This window comes from Streptomyces cyaneofuscatus (assembly GCF_033109485.1).
Classification (GTDB): domain Bacteria; phylum Actinomycetota; class Actinomycetes; order Streptomycetales; family Streptomycetaceae; genus Streptomyces; species Streptomyces cyaneofuscatus.
This window is the reverse complement of record NZ_CP137002.1, coordinates 846674-863295: the sequence shown is the minus strand read 5'-3', so window position 1 is coordinate 863295 and position 16622 is coordinate 846674. Positions and strand designations below refer to the sequence as shown.

Genomic DNA, 16622 nt, shown 5'->3' with positions numbered 1-16622 from the left:
ACGTTCCGGCCTGCGCAAAGTCCGCGGAGGGGGCCGCCCGGCCCGCCTACTGCCCCGGCAACTCCTGCTTGAACGGCGCGAGTTCGGGTGCCGTCTTGGTCGCGATGAATTCGGTGATCCGGTAGGCGCAGACCCCGTGCGCGGCGAAGGGGTCGGCCGCGGCGATCTCCTCGATCCGCTGCCGGTCGTCCCCGACGGCGAGGATCACCCCGCCGTCCCGGGGGTTCTTGCGACCGGACGCGATGAAGACACCGGCCGCGTACTGCTCGTCGAGCCAGGCGATGTGCTCCTTCATCAGCGCGTCCGCGCGCTCGACGGGAGCCGTATAGGTCAATTCGAGTACGAACATGATCGTCAGGCTACGGGAACGGGGGTGCCCCGGCACCGCCTAAGCTGCTGGTCATGACGGAACAGCACACCCCCGCCCATGAGACCCCCGCAGACGAAGCCGAGGGCCGGGCGATCCAGGACCGCCTGCGCGGCCTCGTGGTGCTGGACGAGCCGGGCCCGGCGCCCGGCACCGGCCTGGTGACCGGGGTCGACGTGGCGTACGACGAGGAGAAGGACGTCGTCGTCGCGGCGGCCGTGGTGCTGGACGCCGAGACGCTGGAGACCGTGGACGAGGCGACTGCGGTCGGCACGATCACCTTCCCGTACGTCCCCGGGCTGCTGGCCTTCCGCGAGATGCCCGCCGTGCTGGAGGCCCTGGAGTCGCTGACCGTCGACCCCGGTGTCGTCATCTGCGACGGGTACGGCCTCGCCCACCCGCGCCGCTTCGGGCTCGCCAGCCACCTGGGCGTGCTCACCGGGCTGCCCGTGATCGGCGTCGGCAAGAACCCCTTCACCTTCACCTACGAGGCCCCCGGCCCCCGGCGCGGCGACTTCTCCCCGCTGGTGGACGGCGACGAGGTGGTGGGCCGGGCGCTGCGCACCCAGGAGAACACCAACCCGGTCTTCGTCTCCGTCGGCCACCGGATCAGCCTCGACAACGCCTGTGCCCACACCCTGCGCCTGGCCCGCCGCTTCCGCCAGCCGGAGAGCACCCGCCGGGCGGACGCGCTGTGCCGGCAGACCCTGCGGGAAGCGACGGCCTGAGCGCGACCGCCGGAGCGTGGCCGACGGATGCGAATGAGTACCTGTACGGATGCATAAAGCGATCTTGCTGGGCAGGCTGAACACATGAACGACTCTCGCGCAGCTGCCCGCCCCGTCCCCTTCGGCCCCGCCCAGCACCGCATGGCCCACGGTATGGCTCTCGGTATGGCCATCGGCGGGGCTGTCGGCCTCGTCTGGCTGGGCGCGATGCTCTACACGCTGGCCGGCTGGATCTTCTAGCGGCGCTTCCTCACCGCACCGCCGCCACCCGGATGCGCAGCCCCGCCGCCGTCAGGCGTTCCAGCAGCGCGTCGCCCATCGCCGTCGCCGTGGTGACCTGGCCGGAGGTCTCCGGGAGCTTGTCCAGGGCGAGGCAGAGGGCCGACTCGGCGAGGATCTTGGCCGTCTCGTCGTAGCCCGGATCGCCGCCGGACACCTCGGTGAAGACCCGCCGCCCGCCGCCCTCCCCGACGAAGCGGACGCTGAACCAGCTCCGCCTGCGGCGTTCCGCGTCCGGCCCCTGCCCCGCCTCGTACCGCCCCATCAGCCAGTCGCGTACGGGCCCCACCTGGGCGGCGGCGACCAGCGCACCGACCGCCGCGGGCCCGCCGAGGGCCATCGGCAGGGTCTTGACCGACGCGAAGTGGCGGTAGCGGAAGTCGGGGCCGTACCGCTCCAGCGCCCGCGCGGAGCGGCCCACGACCGCCGGGTCCACGGTCGGCAGCGGCAGCGCCCAGGTGCCGGTGGCCCCGTTGAAGTGCGGGGAGCCCGCCGGGGTGCGGACCCGGCGCCCCACCTGGCGGGGCTCGTGCAGGCGCCGCTCCCGGGCGGCGAGCAGCATCTGCGGGCCGCGCCCCATCGCGGTGAGCGCGGAGGCGAACGTGCCGCCGGAGAAGACGGCGTTGCTGCGGACGAAGCCGTCGACGGTCAGCGGCACACCCTCCGGCAGCTGCTTGACCGTGAAGTACGCCCCCAGGTCATGGGGTACGGAGTCGAAGCCGCAGGCATGCACGATCCGGGCGCCGGTCTCCCGGGCCCGCGCGTCGTGGCGCACATAGGTCCGGTCGATGAACTCCGCCTCGCCGGTGAGGTCCAGATAGTCCGTCCCGGCCTCGGCGCAGGCGGCGACGAGCTTCTCGCCGTACAGGATGTACGGGCCCACGGTCGTGGCCACCACCCGTGCGGATTCCGCGAGTTCACGCAGCGCGTCCTCGTCGTCGGCGTCGGTCTCCAGCAACGGCAGCCCGGCGCAGCCCGGTTCGATCGCGGCGAGCTGTTCGCGCAGCCGTTCCAGCTTGGCGCGGCTACGGCCGGCCAGCCCCCAGCGCAGACCCTCGGGGGCATGCGCCGCCAGGTACTCCGCCGTGAGCACCCCCACGAAACCGGTGGCACCGAAAAGGACGACGTCCAGGGGGCGTGCGGCCCCGTTCTGCCTGTTCACGAGTGCCTCCGGGGGCGAGGGGACGGGTGAGGACGTGGCAGGCAGGCTAGCGGAGGGGGCCGGCGGGTGTGCGGCCGGGCGGGGCGTGGCCGTGGAACGTCCGGCGGGGATGCGAGAGGATCCCGGTGAAGAACTAAGCGCTTGCTCGGCCCGGGGGGTTGTGCGGAGTGGGGCGCGTTCTTAGCATCATTGATGTTACATCGGTTGTGTCACACCCCTGGGGGCTCACGGATGGCAAGGACCGGGCACGGCCCGCTGGCAGGAATCCGGGTCGTCGAGCTGGCGGGGATCGGCCCCGGACCGTTCGCGGCGATGCTGCTGGCGGACCTCGGAGCCGACGTCGTACGCGTCGACCGCCCCGGCGGAGCCGCCCTCGGCATCGATCCGGCCTACGACATCACCAACCGCAACAAGCGCTCCGTCCTCGTCGACCTCAAGGACGAGGGCGGCGCCGGCCGCGTCCTGGACCTGGCCGAACGCGCCGACATCCTCATCGAGGGATACCGCCCCGGCGTCGCCGAGCGGCTCGGCGTCGGGCCCGACGCCTGCCTCGCCCGCAACCCGAAGCTGGTCTACGGGCGGATGACCGGCTGGGGCCAGGACGGCCCGCTGGCGCAGCGGGCCGGGCACGACGTCGTGTACCTCGCGCTCACCGGCACCCTCTCCATGATCGGCAAGCCGGACGAGCCGCCCGTGGTCCCCGCCAACCTGGTCGGGGACTACGCGGGCGGCTCGCTCTACCTCGTCGTCGGGGTCCTCGCCGCCCTCCAGCACGCCCGTACGCCGGGTGGCGCGGGCCAGGTGGTGGACGCGGCGATCGTCGACGGTGCCGCCCACCTCGCCTCGATGATCCACGGCATGCTCGCCGCCGGGAGCTGGCAGGACCGGCGCGGCGCCAACCTGCTGGACGGCGGCTGCCCCTTCTACGGCACCTACGCCACCTCCGACGGCGGCCACATGGCGGTCGGCCCGCTGGAGGGCCAGTTCTACGACGAGTTCATCGGCCTCCTCGGCCTCGCGGACGCCTTCCCCGACCGGTGGGAGCTGGCCCGCTGGGACGAACTCCGCGCCGCCGTCACCGAGCGTTTCGCGACCCGTACGCGTGCGGAGTGGACCGAGGTCTTCGAGGGCACCGACGCCTGCGTGGCCCCCGTCCTTACGCTCCGCGAAGCCCCGCACCACCCGCACCTCGCCGCCCGCTCCACCTTCGTCGAGCACAGCGGCATCACCCAGCCCGCCCCCGCCCCGCGCTTCTCCGCCACCCCCGTCTCCGTCCGCAGCGGCCCCGCGCAACCGGGCGCCGACACCGACGCGGTCGCCGCCGACTGGGACGTACCGGCGCTCCGGCCCCACCCTCACGACTAGGAGACCCCGTGCAACGCCAGATCTTCACCGAGGAGCACGACGCGTTCCGCGCGACCGTCCGGGCCTTCCTGGCCAAGGAGGTCCTCCCGTACTACGAGCAGTGGGAGCAGGACGGCATCGTCTCCCGCGACGCCTGGCTCGCCGCCGGGCGCGCCGGGCTGCTCGGTCTCGCCGTCCCCGAGGAGTACGGGGGCGGCGGCTCCACCGACTTCCGCTACAGCGCCGTCCTCGCCGAGGAGTTCACCCGGGCCGGGGCGCCCGGCCTCGCCATCGGCCTGCACAACGACATCATCGGCCCCTACCTCACCGGCCTCGCCACCGACGAACAGAAGCAGCGCTGGCTGCCCGGCTTCTGCTCCGGCGAGACCATCACCGCCATCGCCATGACCGAGCCGGGCGCCGGCTCCGACCTCCAGGCGATCCGCACCACCGCCGAGGACAAGGGCGACCACTGGCTGCTCAACGGCTCCAAGACCTTCATCTCCAACGGCATCCTGGCCGACCTGGTGATCGTCGTCGCCAAGACCACCCCCGACGGCGGCGCCAAGGGGCTCTCACTGATCGTCGTCGAGCGGGGCGCGGAGGGCTTCGAGCGGGGCCGCAACCTCGACAAGATCGGCCAGAAGTCGCAGGACACCGCCGAGTTGTTCTTCAACGACGTCCGCGTCCCCAAGGAGAACCTCCTCGGTGAACTCGACGGCGCGTTCATCCACCTGATGACCAACCTGGCCCAGGAGCGCATGGGCATAGCGGTCGCCGGGATCGCCGCCGCCGAACACCTGCTGGAGATCACCACGCAGTACGTCAAGGAGCGCGAGGCCTTCGGGCGGCCGCTCTCCAAGCTCCAGCACATCCGGTTCGAGATCGCGGAGATGGCCACCGAGTGCGCCGTCACCCGCACGTTCCTGGACCGGTGCATCGTCGACCACTCCGACGGGACGCTGGACGCCGTCCACGCCTCGATGGCCAAGTGGTGGGCCACCGAACTGCAGAAGCGCGTCGCCGACCGCTGCCTCCAACTCCACGGCGGGTACGGCTACATGAGCGAGTACCGGGTCGCCAAGGCGTTCACCGACGGCCGTATCCAGACCATCTACGGCGGCACGACCGAGATCATGAAGGAGATCATCGGCCGCTCGCTGCTCGCCTGACCACCTCTTCGCCTTCTCTCAACCACCCTCGAAAGGCAGCTGTCTTGAGTACCGAAGCATTCGTCTACGACGCGATCCGCACCCCGCGCGGCCGTGGCAAGGCCAACGGCGCCCTGCACGGCACCAAGCCGATCGACCTGGTCGTCGGCCTCATCCACGAGATCCAGGGCCGCTTCCCGGACCTCGACCCGGCCGCCATCGACGACATCGTCCTCGGCGTGGTCAGCCCGCTCGGCGACCAGGGCTCCGACATCGCCCGCATCGCCGCCATCGCCGCCGGCCTGCCCGACTCCGTCGCCGGCGTCCAGGAGAACCGCTTCTGTGCCTCGGGCCTGGAAGCGGTCAACCTGGCCGCCGCCAAGGTCCGTTCGGGCTGGGAGGACCTGGTGCTAGCCGGTGGCGTCGAGTCGATGTCGCGGGTACCGATGGGCTCCGACGGCGGAGCCTGGGCCATGGACCCGATGACCAGCTTCGAGACCGGCTTCGCCCCGCAGGGCATCGGCGCCGACCTCATCGCCACCATCGAGGGCTTCAGCCGCCGCGACGTCGACGAGTACGCCGCCCTCTCCCAGGAGCGCGCCGCCGCGGCCTGGAAGGACGGCCGCTTCAACCGCTCCGTCGTCCCGGTCAAGGACCGCAACGGCCTGCTCGTCCTGGACCACGACGAGCACATGCGCCCCGGCACCACCGCCGACTCGCTCGCCGGCCTGAAGCCCTCCTTCGCCACCATCGGTGACATGGGCGGCTTCGACGCGGTGGCGCTGCAGAAGTACCACTGGGTCGAGAAGATCGACCACGTCCACCACGCGGGCAACTCCTCCGGCATCGTCGACGGCGCCGCCCTCGTCGCCATCGGCTCGAAGGAGGTCGGCGAGCGCTACGGCCTCACCCCGCGCGCCCGGATCGTCTCCGCCGCCGTCTCCGGCTCCGAACCCACCATCATGCTCACCGGCCCCGCCCCCGCCACCCGCAAGGCGCTCGCCAAGGCCGGGCTCACCATCGACGACATCGACCTGGTCGAGATCAACGAGGCCTTCGCCGGGGTCGTCCTGCGCTTCGTCAAGGACATGGGCCTGAGCCTGGACAAGGTCAACGTCAACGGCGGCGCCATCGCCCTCGGCCACCCGCTCGGCGCGACCGGCGCGATGATCCTCGGCACCGTCATCGACGAACTGGAGCGCCGCGACCAGCGGTTCGGCCTGGTCACCCTCTGCGTCGGCGGCGGCATGGGCGTCGCCACGATCGTCGAACGCATCTGACCTGTTCCCGGCCCCGGCCCCACCTGCTTACGGAGAAAACACCGACATGACGACCGAGAGCACCACCATCCGCTGGGAACAGGACGAGACCGGCGTCGTCACCCTCGTCCTCGATGACCCGAACCAGTCCGCGAACACGATGAACCAGGCCTTCAAGGACTCCATCGCGGCCATCGCCGACCGCGCCGAGGCCGAGAAGGACTCCATCCGCGGCATCATCTACACCTCCGCGAAGAAGACCTTCTTCGCGGGCGGCGACCTCAAGGACATGATCAAGGTCGGCCCCGAGAACGCCCAGGCCGCCTTCGACACCGGCACCGCCATCAAGCGCTCGCTGCGCCGCATCGAGACCCTCGGCAAGCCCGTCGTCGCCGCCATCAACGGCGCGGCCCTCGGCGGCGGTTACGAGATCGCGCTCGCCTCCCACCACCGCGTCGCCCTCGACGCCCCCGGCTCCCGCATCGGCCTGCCCGAGGTCACCCTCGGCCTGCTCCCGGCGGGCGGCGGCGTCACCCGGACCGTACGCCTCATGGGCATCGCCGACGCCCTGCTCAAGGTGCTTCTCCAGGGCACCCAGTACACCCCGCAGCGCGCCTTGGAGAACGGCCTCGTCCACGAAGTCGCCGCCACAAGCGAGGAGATGATCGAGAAGGCCCGCGCCTTCATCGACGCCAACCCCGAGTCCCAGCAGCCCTGGGACGTCAAGGGCTACCGCATCCCCGGCGGCACCCCCTCCAACCCCAAGTTCGCCGCCAACCTGCCCGCGTTCCCGGCCAACTTGAAGAAGCAGATCGCGGGCGCGCCCATGCCCGCGCCGCGCAACATCCTCGCGGCGGCCGTCGAGGGCTCCCAGGTCGACTTCGAGACCGCCCTGACCATCGAGGCCCGGTACTTCACCGAGCTGGTCACCGGCCAGGTCTCCAAGAACATGATCCAGGCGTTCTTCTTCGACCTCCAGGCCGTCAACTCCGGGGCCAACCGCCCCAAGGACATCCCCGAGCGCCCGGTCCGCAAGGTCGCCGTGCTCGGCGCCGGGATGATGGGCGCGGGCATCGCCTACTCCTGCGCCAAGGCCGGGATCGACGTCGTCCTCAAGGACGTCTCCACGGAGGCGGCCGCCAAGGGCAAGGCGTACAGCGAGAAGCTGCTCGCCAAGGCGCTCTCCCGGGGCCGTACGACGGAGGCGAAGCGCGACGAGCTGCTGGCCCGGATCACGCCGACCGGCGACGCGGCCGACCTCGCCGGCTGCGACGCGGTGATCGAGGCCGTCTTCGAGGACACCGCCCTCAAGCACAAGGTGTTCCAGGAGATCCAGGACGTCATCGAGCCCGACGCCCTCCTCTGCTCCAACACCTCCACCCTCCCCATCACGGTCCTCGCCGAGGGAGTGTCCCGCCCGGCCGACTTCATCGGCCTGCACTTCTTCTCACCGGTCGACAAGATGCCGCTCGTCGAGATCATCAAGGGCGAGCGGACCGGCGACGAGGCGCTGGCCCGCGCCTTCGACCTCGTACGGCGCATCAAGAAGACGCCGATCGTCGTCAACGACTCACGCGGCTTCTTCACTTCGCGCGTCATCGGCCAGTTCATCAACGAGGGCGTGGCGATGGTCGGCGAGGGCGTGGAGCCCGCGTCGATCGAGCAGGCCGCCGCCCAGTCCGGCTACCCGGCCAAGGTGCTCTCCCTGATGGACGAGCTGACCCTGACCCTGCCCCGCAAGATCCGCAACGAGACCAAGCGGGCGGTGGAGGAGGCCGGCGGCACCTGGCCCGGCCACCCCTCCGACGAGGTCATCGACCGCATGGTCGACGAGTTCGGCCGCACGGGGCGCAGTGGGGGAGGGGGCTTCTACGACTACGACGAGGAGGGCAGGCGCACCGGTCTCTGGCCGGGCCTGCGCGAGCACTTCACCACCAAGGCCGAGGCGGACGTCCCCTTCGAGGACATGAAGGAGCGGATGCTCTTCTCCGAGGCGCTGGACAGCGTCCGCTGCCTGGAGGAGAACGTCCTCATCTCCGTCGCGGACGCCAACATCGGCTCCATCATGGGCATCGGCTTCCCGCCGTGGACCGGCGGCGTCCTCCAGTACATCAACGGGTACGAAGGCGGCCTGCCCGGATTCGTCGCCCGCGCCCGGGAGTTGGCCGACCGCTACGGCGACCGGTTCCTGCCGCCCGCGCTGCTCGTGGAGAAGGCGGAGAAGGGCGAAACGTTCCACGACTGAGCCTGTTCCGAGCCGCGTTCACCGCCCTGATCATTCGGTGGTGAACGCGGCCCGCAGCTCCTCCTTCAGCGACCGCTGAAAGGCCGTCACCAAGGCCTGCACGACGATCGGTTGCATGTGGGCCGACAGCGACTTCATCGCGGCCACATGCTCCGGGTCGCCCTCACGCTCCCGGTACGGATTCCACACCTCGTCCCGGAAGAGCCGGGTCATCTCCTGCGCCGCCGACCGCGTGTGCTCCAGCAGCACGGTCCGCGCCGCCAGGATCGTCTCGTGGGCGATCGGCACGTCCAGCAGCTCGACGCCGAGCCGCAGCAGCCCGAGGTCCACCCGGTACGCCCCGCCGTCCTCCTCGGGCCGCACCAGCACCCCCATCGCCGCCAGCCGGTCCACATCCGGCTCCGCCAGGGCCCGCCCCGCCCGCTTCTCCAGCTCGGCCCGGGTCAGGTCCTCCGCGGTGTCCGGCGCCCAGGACGCCACCAGCGCCCGGTGGATCGCCAGATCGTGGGCGCTCAGATCGGGCGGCAACTGCTCCAGATAGCGTTCGATCGCGGCGAGCGTCATGCCCTGGTGCTGGAGCTCCTCGATCAGCGCGAGCCGCGAGAGGTGATCGGCCCCGTACCGCCCGACCCGGCGCGGCCCGATGACCGGGGGCGGCAGCAGGCCCCGGGTGCTGTAGAACCGCACGGTACGTACGGTGACCCCGGCACGCGCCGCCAGCTCGTCCACCGTGAGCGTGGGCTCGTCGGTCCCCGTCGCCATCTCTGCTCCCCGCAGTCGAACCCTCGTATCGGACAGTGCTGCTGTCTCACCACTTCTGCCAAAGTCTCCGGCACCACGGCCCCGCCGTCCACCCCGGCCCCCGCCCCCACACTCCTCCCACCCGCGAGGGATCATGGAGAGAAGGGACGGGCAGCGCACCGCAGGCCCGCCAGGAGTGCGGGAGCACCGGATGAGCAGCGCGAACGGCGTCGAGGAGCCCCTGCCACCCCCGCCCGGCGGGGTCCTGTGGAGCCTCTCCGGTGACATCCGGGCCCTGCTGATGCTGCCCGCCGCCCTCACTCTCCAGGTCGCCCACCCCGCCGTCGGCGCGGGCGTCGACGAGCACTCCGTCTTCCGCACCGACCCCTGGGGGCGCGGCGAACGCTCCCTGCGCTCGCTCCAGCTCTGGGTGTACGGCGGAGAGGAGGCCGCCGAGGAGGGCCGCAGGCTGCGCCGGCTCCACCGTACGATCCAGGGCACCGACACCCGGGGCCGCGCGTACCACGCGCTGACGCCCGCCAACTACGCCTGGGTGCACGCCACCGGCTTCCCCGTCTACCGGCACGCGGCGCGCTATCTGATCCGGCCGATGACCCCCGCGCAGGAACGCGCCCTGTACGCGGAGTGGCTCCAGGTCGGCCGGATCCTCGGCATCCACGACCGGGACATGCCGCAGACGATCGAGGAGTTCTGGCCGTACTGGGAGAAGATGCTCGCCGGGGAGATCGAGGCGACGACCGTGGTGCGCGAACTGGTCGACGTGGACCAGCCCGTACCGCCGCCGGACCGTGGCCCGTGGCCGGTGCGGACGGTTCTGCGGGCCCTGTGGCCGGTGCTCCTGCCGCCGCTGGCGCGCGGCCGGCGGTTCGTCACCATCGGGCTCATGCCGCCGGACGCCCGCGCGGCGATCGGCCTGCCGTGGACGGCGGCCCAGGAGAAGCGGCTGCGGCGGCTCTGCGCGGTGCTGCGGGTCGTCGTCCCCGCCCTCCCGGAGCGGCTGCGGTATCTGCCGATGGCCCGGGCGGCCCGCGCCGCGCACGCCACCGGGGGCCCTCGGAACGGCTGAACCTCACCGCTCCGAGGGCCCCCGGTTCAACCGGCGCGCAGTGATCAGCGATGACCGTGACCGTCGTGGTCCCCGTGATCCCCGTGGTCGTGGATCGTGTTCGTCGCCGCGATCTTCTTCCACGACGCCGGCCGCTCCGGCCGGACCCCCGCCCGGGACGACACCGCGCCCTTGGCGATGCCCGCCGAGGCCGCCGCCGGCAGCGCGGGCCGCTTCGGCTGGTACAGCCAGGTGTCGAAGAGCGTCGCCAGCGGCTTGCCCGAGACCCGCTCCGCGTACCGCAGGAAGTCACCCACGGTCGCGTTGGAGTGCGCCTTCTCGGTCGGCCACCCCTTCAGCAGGGCGAAGAAGGTCTCGTCACCGACCCTGTTGCGCAGCGCCTGGAGCGCCAGTGCGCCCCGGTCGTAGACGGCGATGTCGAACTGCTTGTCCGGACCCGGGTCGCCCGGCTTCACCTTCCAGAACGGGTCGTCCGCCGGGTGCTGGGCGTAGACGTAGTCGGCCAGCTGCTGCGCGGTGCCCTCGCCCTCCTTCTCCGACCAGAGCCACTGGCTGTAGCGGGCGAAGCCCTCGTTGATCCAGATGTCCTTCCAGCCGTCGACCGACACGCTGTTGCCGTACCACTGGTGCGCGATCTCGTGGACGACGACCGACACGTTGGCGCCGTTCGCGAACTGCCGCGGGCTGTAGAAGGGCCGCGTCTGGGTCTCCAGGGCGAAGCCGCTCGTCACGTTGGGCACATAGCCGCCGAGCGCGTTGAACGGGTACGGCCCGAAGACCTCGGTCAGCCACTCGGCGACCTCGGTGGTCCGCTCGATGCTGGCCCGGGCGGCGCCCGCGTTGGGGCCGAGGTCCTTGCTGTACGCGTTCAGCACCGGCAGACCGTCGGCCGTCTTGTCGGTCGTGATGTCGAACTTGCCGACCGCGAGCGTCGAGAGGTACGTGGCCTGCGGCTTGTCGGAGCGCCAGTTGAAGCGGGTCCAGCCGAGCTTGGAGCTCTGCGAGACGAGCACCCCGTTGCTGATCGCCTGCGTGCCGTCCGGCACGGAGACCGAGATGTCGTACGTGGCCTTGTCGAGCGGGTGGTCGTTGCTCGGGTACCACCAGACCGCCGACTCCGGCTCCTGCGCGGCGACGCCGCCGTCCGGGGTCCGGGCCCAGGCGGTCCAGCCGTTGATCTTCAGCTCGGAGGGCTTCCCGGCGTACCGGACGACCACCGAGACGTCCTTGCCCTTGGCCAGGGGACCCGTCGGGGTGATCTCCAGCTCCTGGGTGCCGGTCTTGGCGAAGGAGGCCTTCTTGCCGTTGACCCGCACCTCGGAGACGGCGAGCCCGAAGTCGAGGTTGAACCGGGTCAGGTCCTGCGTGGTGGTGGCGAGGATCGTCGCCGTGCCCTCCAGCAGGTCGGTCGCCGGCTGGTACGTCAGCCGGAGGTCGTAGTGGGAGACGTCGTAGCCGCCGTTTCCGCTGGCCGGGTAGTAGGGGTCGCCGATACCCGGGGCGCCCACGGTGCCCGTGGAGGCCGATGCCGGGATCGCCAGCAGAAGGGTGGCCGCCAGAGCGCCGGGGACGATTAATCTGCGGTGCACGCATACTCCAAGTCGTCGGGATCGTGGACCGGACGGCGGGTGTCGCCGGCCGGTCGTGGAACCGGGCGGGGGGTGGTTCCGACCGGTCAGGAAAAAGGCTAAGCAGCCCACCGGGCAGGACGGTCGAATCCGGGCATCCCTGTCACACGATCGCCATGCCCTCGTCACGACCCGCAGTGATCGCCCCCTGTTGCACAGGAGTTGACCCGGGTAACGTCCGCAACACCGGCCGGCCGGGAGGGCGCGCGGTGCCCGCCGCGCGCGTCTCGTTCGCACCCTGCGCGCGCCCCGCGCGCACCCGCGCGTACTCGCGCGCACCCCGCCGGTACTCCGCTCGTCCTCCGGGAGGCAGCCGCTGATGACCCCTCGCATCACCCGCGCGCTCCGCATGCTCAGCCCGCACCCGTGGCTCGGACCGGTCGCGCACCCCGGCCGCCCGCCGTCCGCCGCGCGGCGCCGGGGCCCGGCACTCCGGCGCCGGAGTGCGGTGGTGGCAGCGGTCCTGGGCGCACTGGCCGTCCCGTTCGCCATCGCACCCGCCGAGGCCGCGCCGCACCCGCCGCGCACCGGGTTCGAGACGAGCGACGGGGCGCGCTGGACCGGGGCGGGCGAGGAACAGGCCTTCCTGGGGGCGGTCGACCGGGCGAGCGACCGGGCCGCCGTCGACCGGATCGGGACCACGAAGGAGGGCCGCCCCCTCCAGCTCGTACGCATCGGGGAGCGGCGCCCCGCCGCCACCACGGTCCTGCTGATCTGCAGTCAGCACGGCGACGAGCCCGCCGGGCGTGAGGCCTGTCTGACCACCCTGCGCGACCTGGCCTTCGCCCAGGACCGGGCGACCCGCGCCTTCCTCTCCCGTACGACGGTCCTGGTGCTGCCCACCGCCAACCCGGACGGGCGCGCCGCCGACACCCGGGGCAACGCCGACGGCGTCGACATCAACCGGGACCACATCGCCCTGCAGACCGCGGAGGGCCGGGCGATCGCGGCCGTCGTCCGTGACGAACGGCCGGATGTCATCTACGACTTGCACGAGTACGGCGCCACACCCCCGTACTACGACAAGGACCTCTTCGTCCTGTGGCCCCGCAACCTGAACGTCGCGCGCGGCGTCCACGACGTCTCGCGGACCCTCTCCGAGCAGTACGTCCGGCCCGCCGCGACCGGCGCCGGCTACAGCAACGGCCACTACGGCATCTGGACCGACCCGGTCACCGGCGACCCCGTCAGGCAGACGGCCGGTGACGGCCAGGAACGCATCCTGCGCAACACGTCCGGACTCAAGCACGCGGTCGGCCTCCTCATCGAGTCGCGCATCGACGCCCTGAGCGAGGCCGAGAAGGACGACCGGGCCCTCAACCACCGGCGCAGGGCCGACTCCCAGCGGACGGCCCTCGGCGGTCTCTTCGCCTTCACCGAGGAGCAGCGCACCCGTATCCGGGCGGCCACCGGGCTCTCCCGCGTGAGCGGGTACGCCGACCGCGGCCCGGTCTACCTGGGCGGCGCGGACAACGATCCCGCCGAGCCCGGCGAGATCCTCGCCGACCCGCCGTGCGGCTACCGGCTGGACGCGGCCCAGTACGCCGAGGTCAAGGACGAGCTCGCCCTGCACGGCGTCCGGTCCCACCGGGACGGAGCTGGCGCATATGTGCCCCTACGGCAGTCGGCGAGAAGCCTGATTCCGCTGCTCCTCGACCAGCAAGCGACATATTCGCTCACATCTGGTCAAGCTGATACGGCTTGTTGATCCTTCGAGATCGTGGACAGGTGTGGTACTGCCTACGAAGAGCGTTTTTCGGACTCGGTGAAAGGTGCCATTTGTGTCCCAGGACGACCAGTCAGCTGGAGGCCGGGAGGAACTGTCGGTCACGGCCGACCTTCCCCCCGAACCCCTCAGCACCCGGGCCCCGACCACCGACCGGGTGGTCTTCGGCGTCACAGCGGTCCTCACCCTCGCCTTCGTCATCTGGGGCGCGACCGCCACCTCATCGCTGGAGACGGCGTCCAGCAAGCTGCTCACCGGGCTGATCCACAACGGTGGCTGGGCCTTCATGCTCGCCGCCTCCGGGTTCGTCATCTTCGCCCTCTGGCTGGCCATCAGCCGCTACGGGAAGATCTGCCTGGGCCAGGAGGGCGAGGGGCCGGAGTTCCGGACCATCTCCTGGATCGCGATGATGTTCAGCGCCGGCATGGGCATCGGCCTGATGTTCTGGGGTGTCAGCGAGCCCCTGGCCCACTTCCGCACCCCGCCGCCCGGCACCGACCCCGCGGACTCGGCCGACGCCATGCAGACGGCGATGGCCACCACCCTCTTCCACTGGACGCTGCACCCCTGGGCCATCTACGCGGTGGTCGGACTCGCCATCGCGTACAGCGCCTACCGGATGCGCAGGCGGCAGACGATCAGCGCGGTCTTCGAGCCGCTGATCGGCAAGCGGCACGCGTACGGCGGATTCGGCCGCTTCATCGACATCCTCGCCATCTTCGCGACGCTCTTCGGTTCGGCCGCCTCGCTGGGCCTCGGCGCGCTCCAGATCGGCAGCGGGATCCAGGAGCTGGACTGGCTGGAGAAGGCCGGCACCGGACTCCTCGTCACCGTCATCGCCGTGCTGACGGTCTGCTTCGTCGCCTCCGCGGTCTCCGGTGTGGAGAAGGGCATCCAGTGGCTCTCCAACATCAACATGGTGCTGGCGCTGCTCCTGGTCCTGTTCGTCTTCGTCGCCGGTCCCACGATCTTCGTGCTCGACTTGATCCCCACCTCGCTGGGCGCCTACCTCACCGACCTCGGACAGCTCGTCGGCCGCACCGAGGCGACCGGCGGCGGTGAGGTGGCCGACTGGCTCGGCAGCTGGACGGTCTTCTACTGGGCCTGGTGGATCTCCTGGACGCCCTTCGTCGGCATGTTCATCGCCCGGATCAGCCGCGGCCGCACGATCCGCCAGTTCGTCGGCGGCGTCATCCTGGTCCCCAGCACGGTCAGCCTGATCTGGTTCGCCGTCTTCGGCGGCTCGGCCATGAAGCTGGACGAGGCGGGCAAGCTCACCGGCGCGGAGACCCCCGAGGCGCAGCTCTTCGGCGTCCTCCAGGAGTTCCCGATCGCCACCGTGACGAGCATCCTGGTGATGATCCTCGTCGGCATCTTCTTCGTCTCCGGCGCCGACGCCGCCTCGATCGTCATGGGCACGCTCTCCCAGAAGGGCGTCCTGGAGCCCAGCAAGTGGATCGTCATCTTCTGGGGTGTCGTGACCGGGGCCGTGGCCGCGATCATGCTGCTCATCGGTGACGGCAAGGAGAACGCCCTGGAGGGGCTCCAGAACCTCACGATCCTGGTCGCCGCCCCCTTCGTCATCGTCATGATCGGCATGTGCGTGGCCCTGATGCGGGACCTGCGCAAGGACCCGCAGATCGTCCGCCAGGAGTTCGGCGTGGAGGCGGTCGAGTCCGCGGTGATCGAGGGGCACGCCAAGTACGACGGCGACTTCGAGATCCGTATCGGCCCCGGCACGACGGTCACCGCGGACGAACGCCACAAGGAGGTCCCGACCGAGAAGGGCCCGACCGAGAAGGGCCCCCAGGGCTGATCCGTGGATCCCGGGATCCAGGGAGACCATCTCGTACGTGTCCCGGCGACCATCTCGTACGTGTACGGCGGCGGCTCAGCCCACCAGGGCGGCCGCCGCCCGTGCGCAGCCCCAGGCCACGGTGACCCCCGCGCCGCCGTGGCCGTAGTTGTGGACCAGGAGCCCGCCGCCCGGCAGGGCCTCCGCCTCGATCCGCACCCCGCCCTCCCGCACCGGCCGCAGCCCCACCCGGTGCCCCAGCACCCGGGCGCCCGCGATCTCCGGCCGGACCCGCGCACACCGCGCCACGATCTCCCGGGCCACCGCCGCGTCGGGCTCCCGGCGCTCGTCGTCCGCCTCGGCCGTACCGCCCAGCACCAGGCCGGCCGGCTGCGGGAAGAAGTACGTCGTCGCGGCGGACGCCGGGTCCGCCTCGGCGAACCACTCGGTGATCCCCGGGTTCTCCACCACGACCAGCTGCCCCCGCACCGCCCGCACCCCCGCGTCCGGCACCAGCTCGCGCGCCCCGAGCCCCGTGCAGTTCACCACCACCGGGGCCCGCGCCGCCGCCTCCGCGAACCCGTCCACCGCCCGCCGCTCCACCGCACCGCCCGCCGCCACCAGCCGCCGCTCCAGCCACGCCAGGTGCACCGGCATGTCCAGCAGCGGCAGGGTCACCCGCAGCCCCTCGGCCACCTCCACCGCACCCTTCAGCTCCGCCGCCCACGGCCCCAGCGCCGCGAACCGCTCACCGCCGTGCACCCCCGCCACCAGCCGTACGCCGGTCCCGCCGGGCCCGGCCGCCAGCTCCTCGTACACGGCAAGGGTCTCCAGCGACCAGGCGCCGACCCGCTCGGCAGGCTCGATCCGGTACGGCCACCACAGCGCCCCCGCCACCGCCGACGTCGTCGACCCGGCCGGATCGCGCGACCAGACCCGCACCCGCAGCCCGCGCTCGGCCAGCGTCACGGCGGTGGTGAGGCCGATGACCCCGCCGCCCACCACGATCACGTCCGCCCCATCCGTCACCTTCGCCGCATCCGTCATCACGGTCACTCCCGTCACCTCGCTACACGCCCGTCGCTGCCCGGACGCTAACGGAAACCGGAG

At 71.6% G+C, this 16622-nt stretch carries 14 protein-coding genes; 9 read left to right on the top strand and 5 right to left on the bottom strand.

Features of this window, described 5'->3' with window-relative positions:
- Positions 1 to 46: 46 nt before the first annotated feature.
- A complete protein-coding gene (locus R2B67_RS03500; RefSeq protein ID WP_018513297.1) occupies positions 47 to 349 on the bottom strand; it encodes a YciI family protein in 303 nt (100 codons plus the stop codon).
- Positions 350 to 402: 53 nt separating this feature from the next.
- Here R2B67_RS03500 and R2B67_RS03495 point away from each other — a divergent pair, with 53 nt between their 5' ends.
- A complete protein-coding gene (locus tag R2B67_RS03495) occupies positions 403 to 1095 on the top strand; it encodes an endonuclease V (RefSeq protein ID WP_237328894.1) in 693 nt (230 codons plus the stop codon).
- An 84-nt stretch (positions 1096 to 1179) separates the two neighbouring features.
- Positions 1180 to 1335 (top strand): morphogenic membrane protein MmpA, encoded by a 156-nt coding sequence (gene mmpA, locus R2B67_RS03490; RefSeq protein ID WP_317816391.1) that lies wholly within the window; start codon positions 1180 to 1182, stop codon positions 1333 to 1335.
- Positions 1336 to 1345: 10 nt separating this feature from the next.
- On the opposite strand, the gene R2B67_RS03485 is transcribed toward mmpA, so the two are convergent.
- On the bottom strand, positions 1346 to 2536 hold the full coding sequence (locus R2B67_RS03485; RefSeq protein WP_317816390.1) for a saccharopine dehydrogenase family protein: 1191 nt from the start codon (positions 2534 to 2536) through the stop codon (positions 1346 to 1348).
- A gap of 231 nt (positions 2537 to 2767) precedes the next feature.
- On the opposite strand from R2B67_RS03485, the gene R2B67_RS03480 reads away from it, so the two are divergent.
- Genes R2B67_RS03480 through R2B67_RS03465 form a run of 4 tightly spaced genes read left to right on the top strand, consistent with a single transcriptional unit; the run spans position 2768 to position 8535 of the window.
- Positions 2768 to 3901, top strand: a complete 1134-nt coding sequence (locus R2B67_RS03480; protein WP_317816389.1) for a CaiB/BaiF CoA transferase family protein — start codon at positions 2768 to 2770, stop codon at positions 3899 to 3901.
- Between the two features lie 8 nt (positions 3902 to 3909).
- The gene (locus tag R2B67_RS03475) at positions 3910 to 5052 is read left to right on the top strand and encodes an acyl-CoA dehydrogenase family protein (RefSeq protein ID WP_317816388.1); all 1143 of its coding nucleotides are present in this window, start codon (positions 3910 to 3912) and stop codon (positions 5050 to 5052) included.
- A 44-nt stretch (positions 5053 to 5096) separates the two neighbouring features.
- Entirely contained in the window at positions 5097 to 6311 is a 1215-nt protein-coding gene (locus tag R2B67_RS03470; RefSeq protein WP_317816387.1) for an acetyl-CoA C-acetyltransferase, read from the top strand.
- 46 nt (positions 6312 to 6357) lie between these two features.
- Positions 6358 to 8535, top strand: coding sequence for a 3-hydroxyacyl-CoA dehydrogenase NAD-binding domain-containing protein (locus R2B67_RS03465; RefSeq protein ID WP_317816386.1), 2178 nt, complete (start codon positions 6358 to 6360; stop codon positions 8533 to 8535).
- A gap of 30 nt (positions 8536 to 8565) precedes the next feature.
- On the opposite strand, the gene R2B67_RS03460 is transcribed toward R2B67_RS03465, so the two are convergent.
- Positions 8566 to 9297: a MerR family transcriptional regulator gene (locus R2B67_RS03460; protein ID WP_317816385.1), complete on the bottom strand. Its 732-nt coding sequence runs from the start codon at positions 9295 to 9297 to the stop codon at positions 8566 to 8568.
- Positions 9298 to 9487: 190 nt separating this feature from the next.
- On the opposite strand from R2B67_RS03460, the gene R2B67_RS03455 reads away from it, so the two are divergent.
- Positions 9488 to 10363, top strand: coding sequence for an oxygenase MpaB family protein (locus tag R2B67_RS03455; protein WP_317816384.1), 876 nt, complete (start codon positions 9488 to 9490; stop codon positions 10361 to 10363).
- 44 nt (positions 10364 to 10407) lie between these two features.
- On the opposite strand, the gene R2B67_RS03450 is transcribed toward R2B67_RS03455, so the two are convergent.
- Positions 10408 to 11952 (bottom strand): M1 family metallopeptidase, encoded by a 1545-nt coding sequence (locus R2B67_RS03450; protein WP_317816383.1) that lies wholly within the window; start codon positions 11950 to 11952, stop codon positions 10408 to 10410.
- A 358-nt stretch (positions 11953 to 12310) separates the two neighbouring features.
- Here R2B67_RS03450 and R2B67_RS03445 point away from each other — a divergent pair, with 358 nt between their 5' ends.
- Positions 12311 to 13699 carry a M14 family metallopeptidase gene (locus R2B67_RS03445; RefSeq protein WP_317816382.1) on the top strand — a complete coding sequence of 463 codons (1389 nt, stop codon included), beginning with the start codon at positions 12311 to 12313 and terminating at the stop codon, positions 13697 to 13699.
- Between the two features lie 73 nt (positions 13700 to 13772).
- Positions 13773 to 15533 carry a BCCT family transporter gene (locus tag R2B67_RS03440; protein WP_317816381.1) on the top strand — a complete coding sequence of 587 codons (1761 nt, stop codon included), beginning with the start codon at positions 13773 to 13775 and terminating at the stop codon, positions 15531 to 15533.
- 75 nt (positions 15534 to 15608) lie between these two features.
- Here R2B67_RS03440 and R2B67_RS03435 read toward each other — a convergent pair whose 3' ends face one another.
- A complete protein-coding gene (locus R2B67_RS03435) occupies positions 15609 to 16559 on the bottom strand; it encodes an NAD(P)/FAD-dependent oxidoreductase (protein ID WP_381075106.1) in 951 nt (316 codons plus the stop codon).
- Positions 16560 to 16622 lie beyond the last annotated feature (63 nt).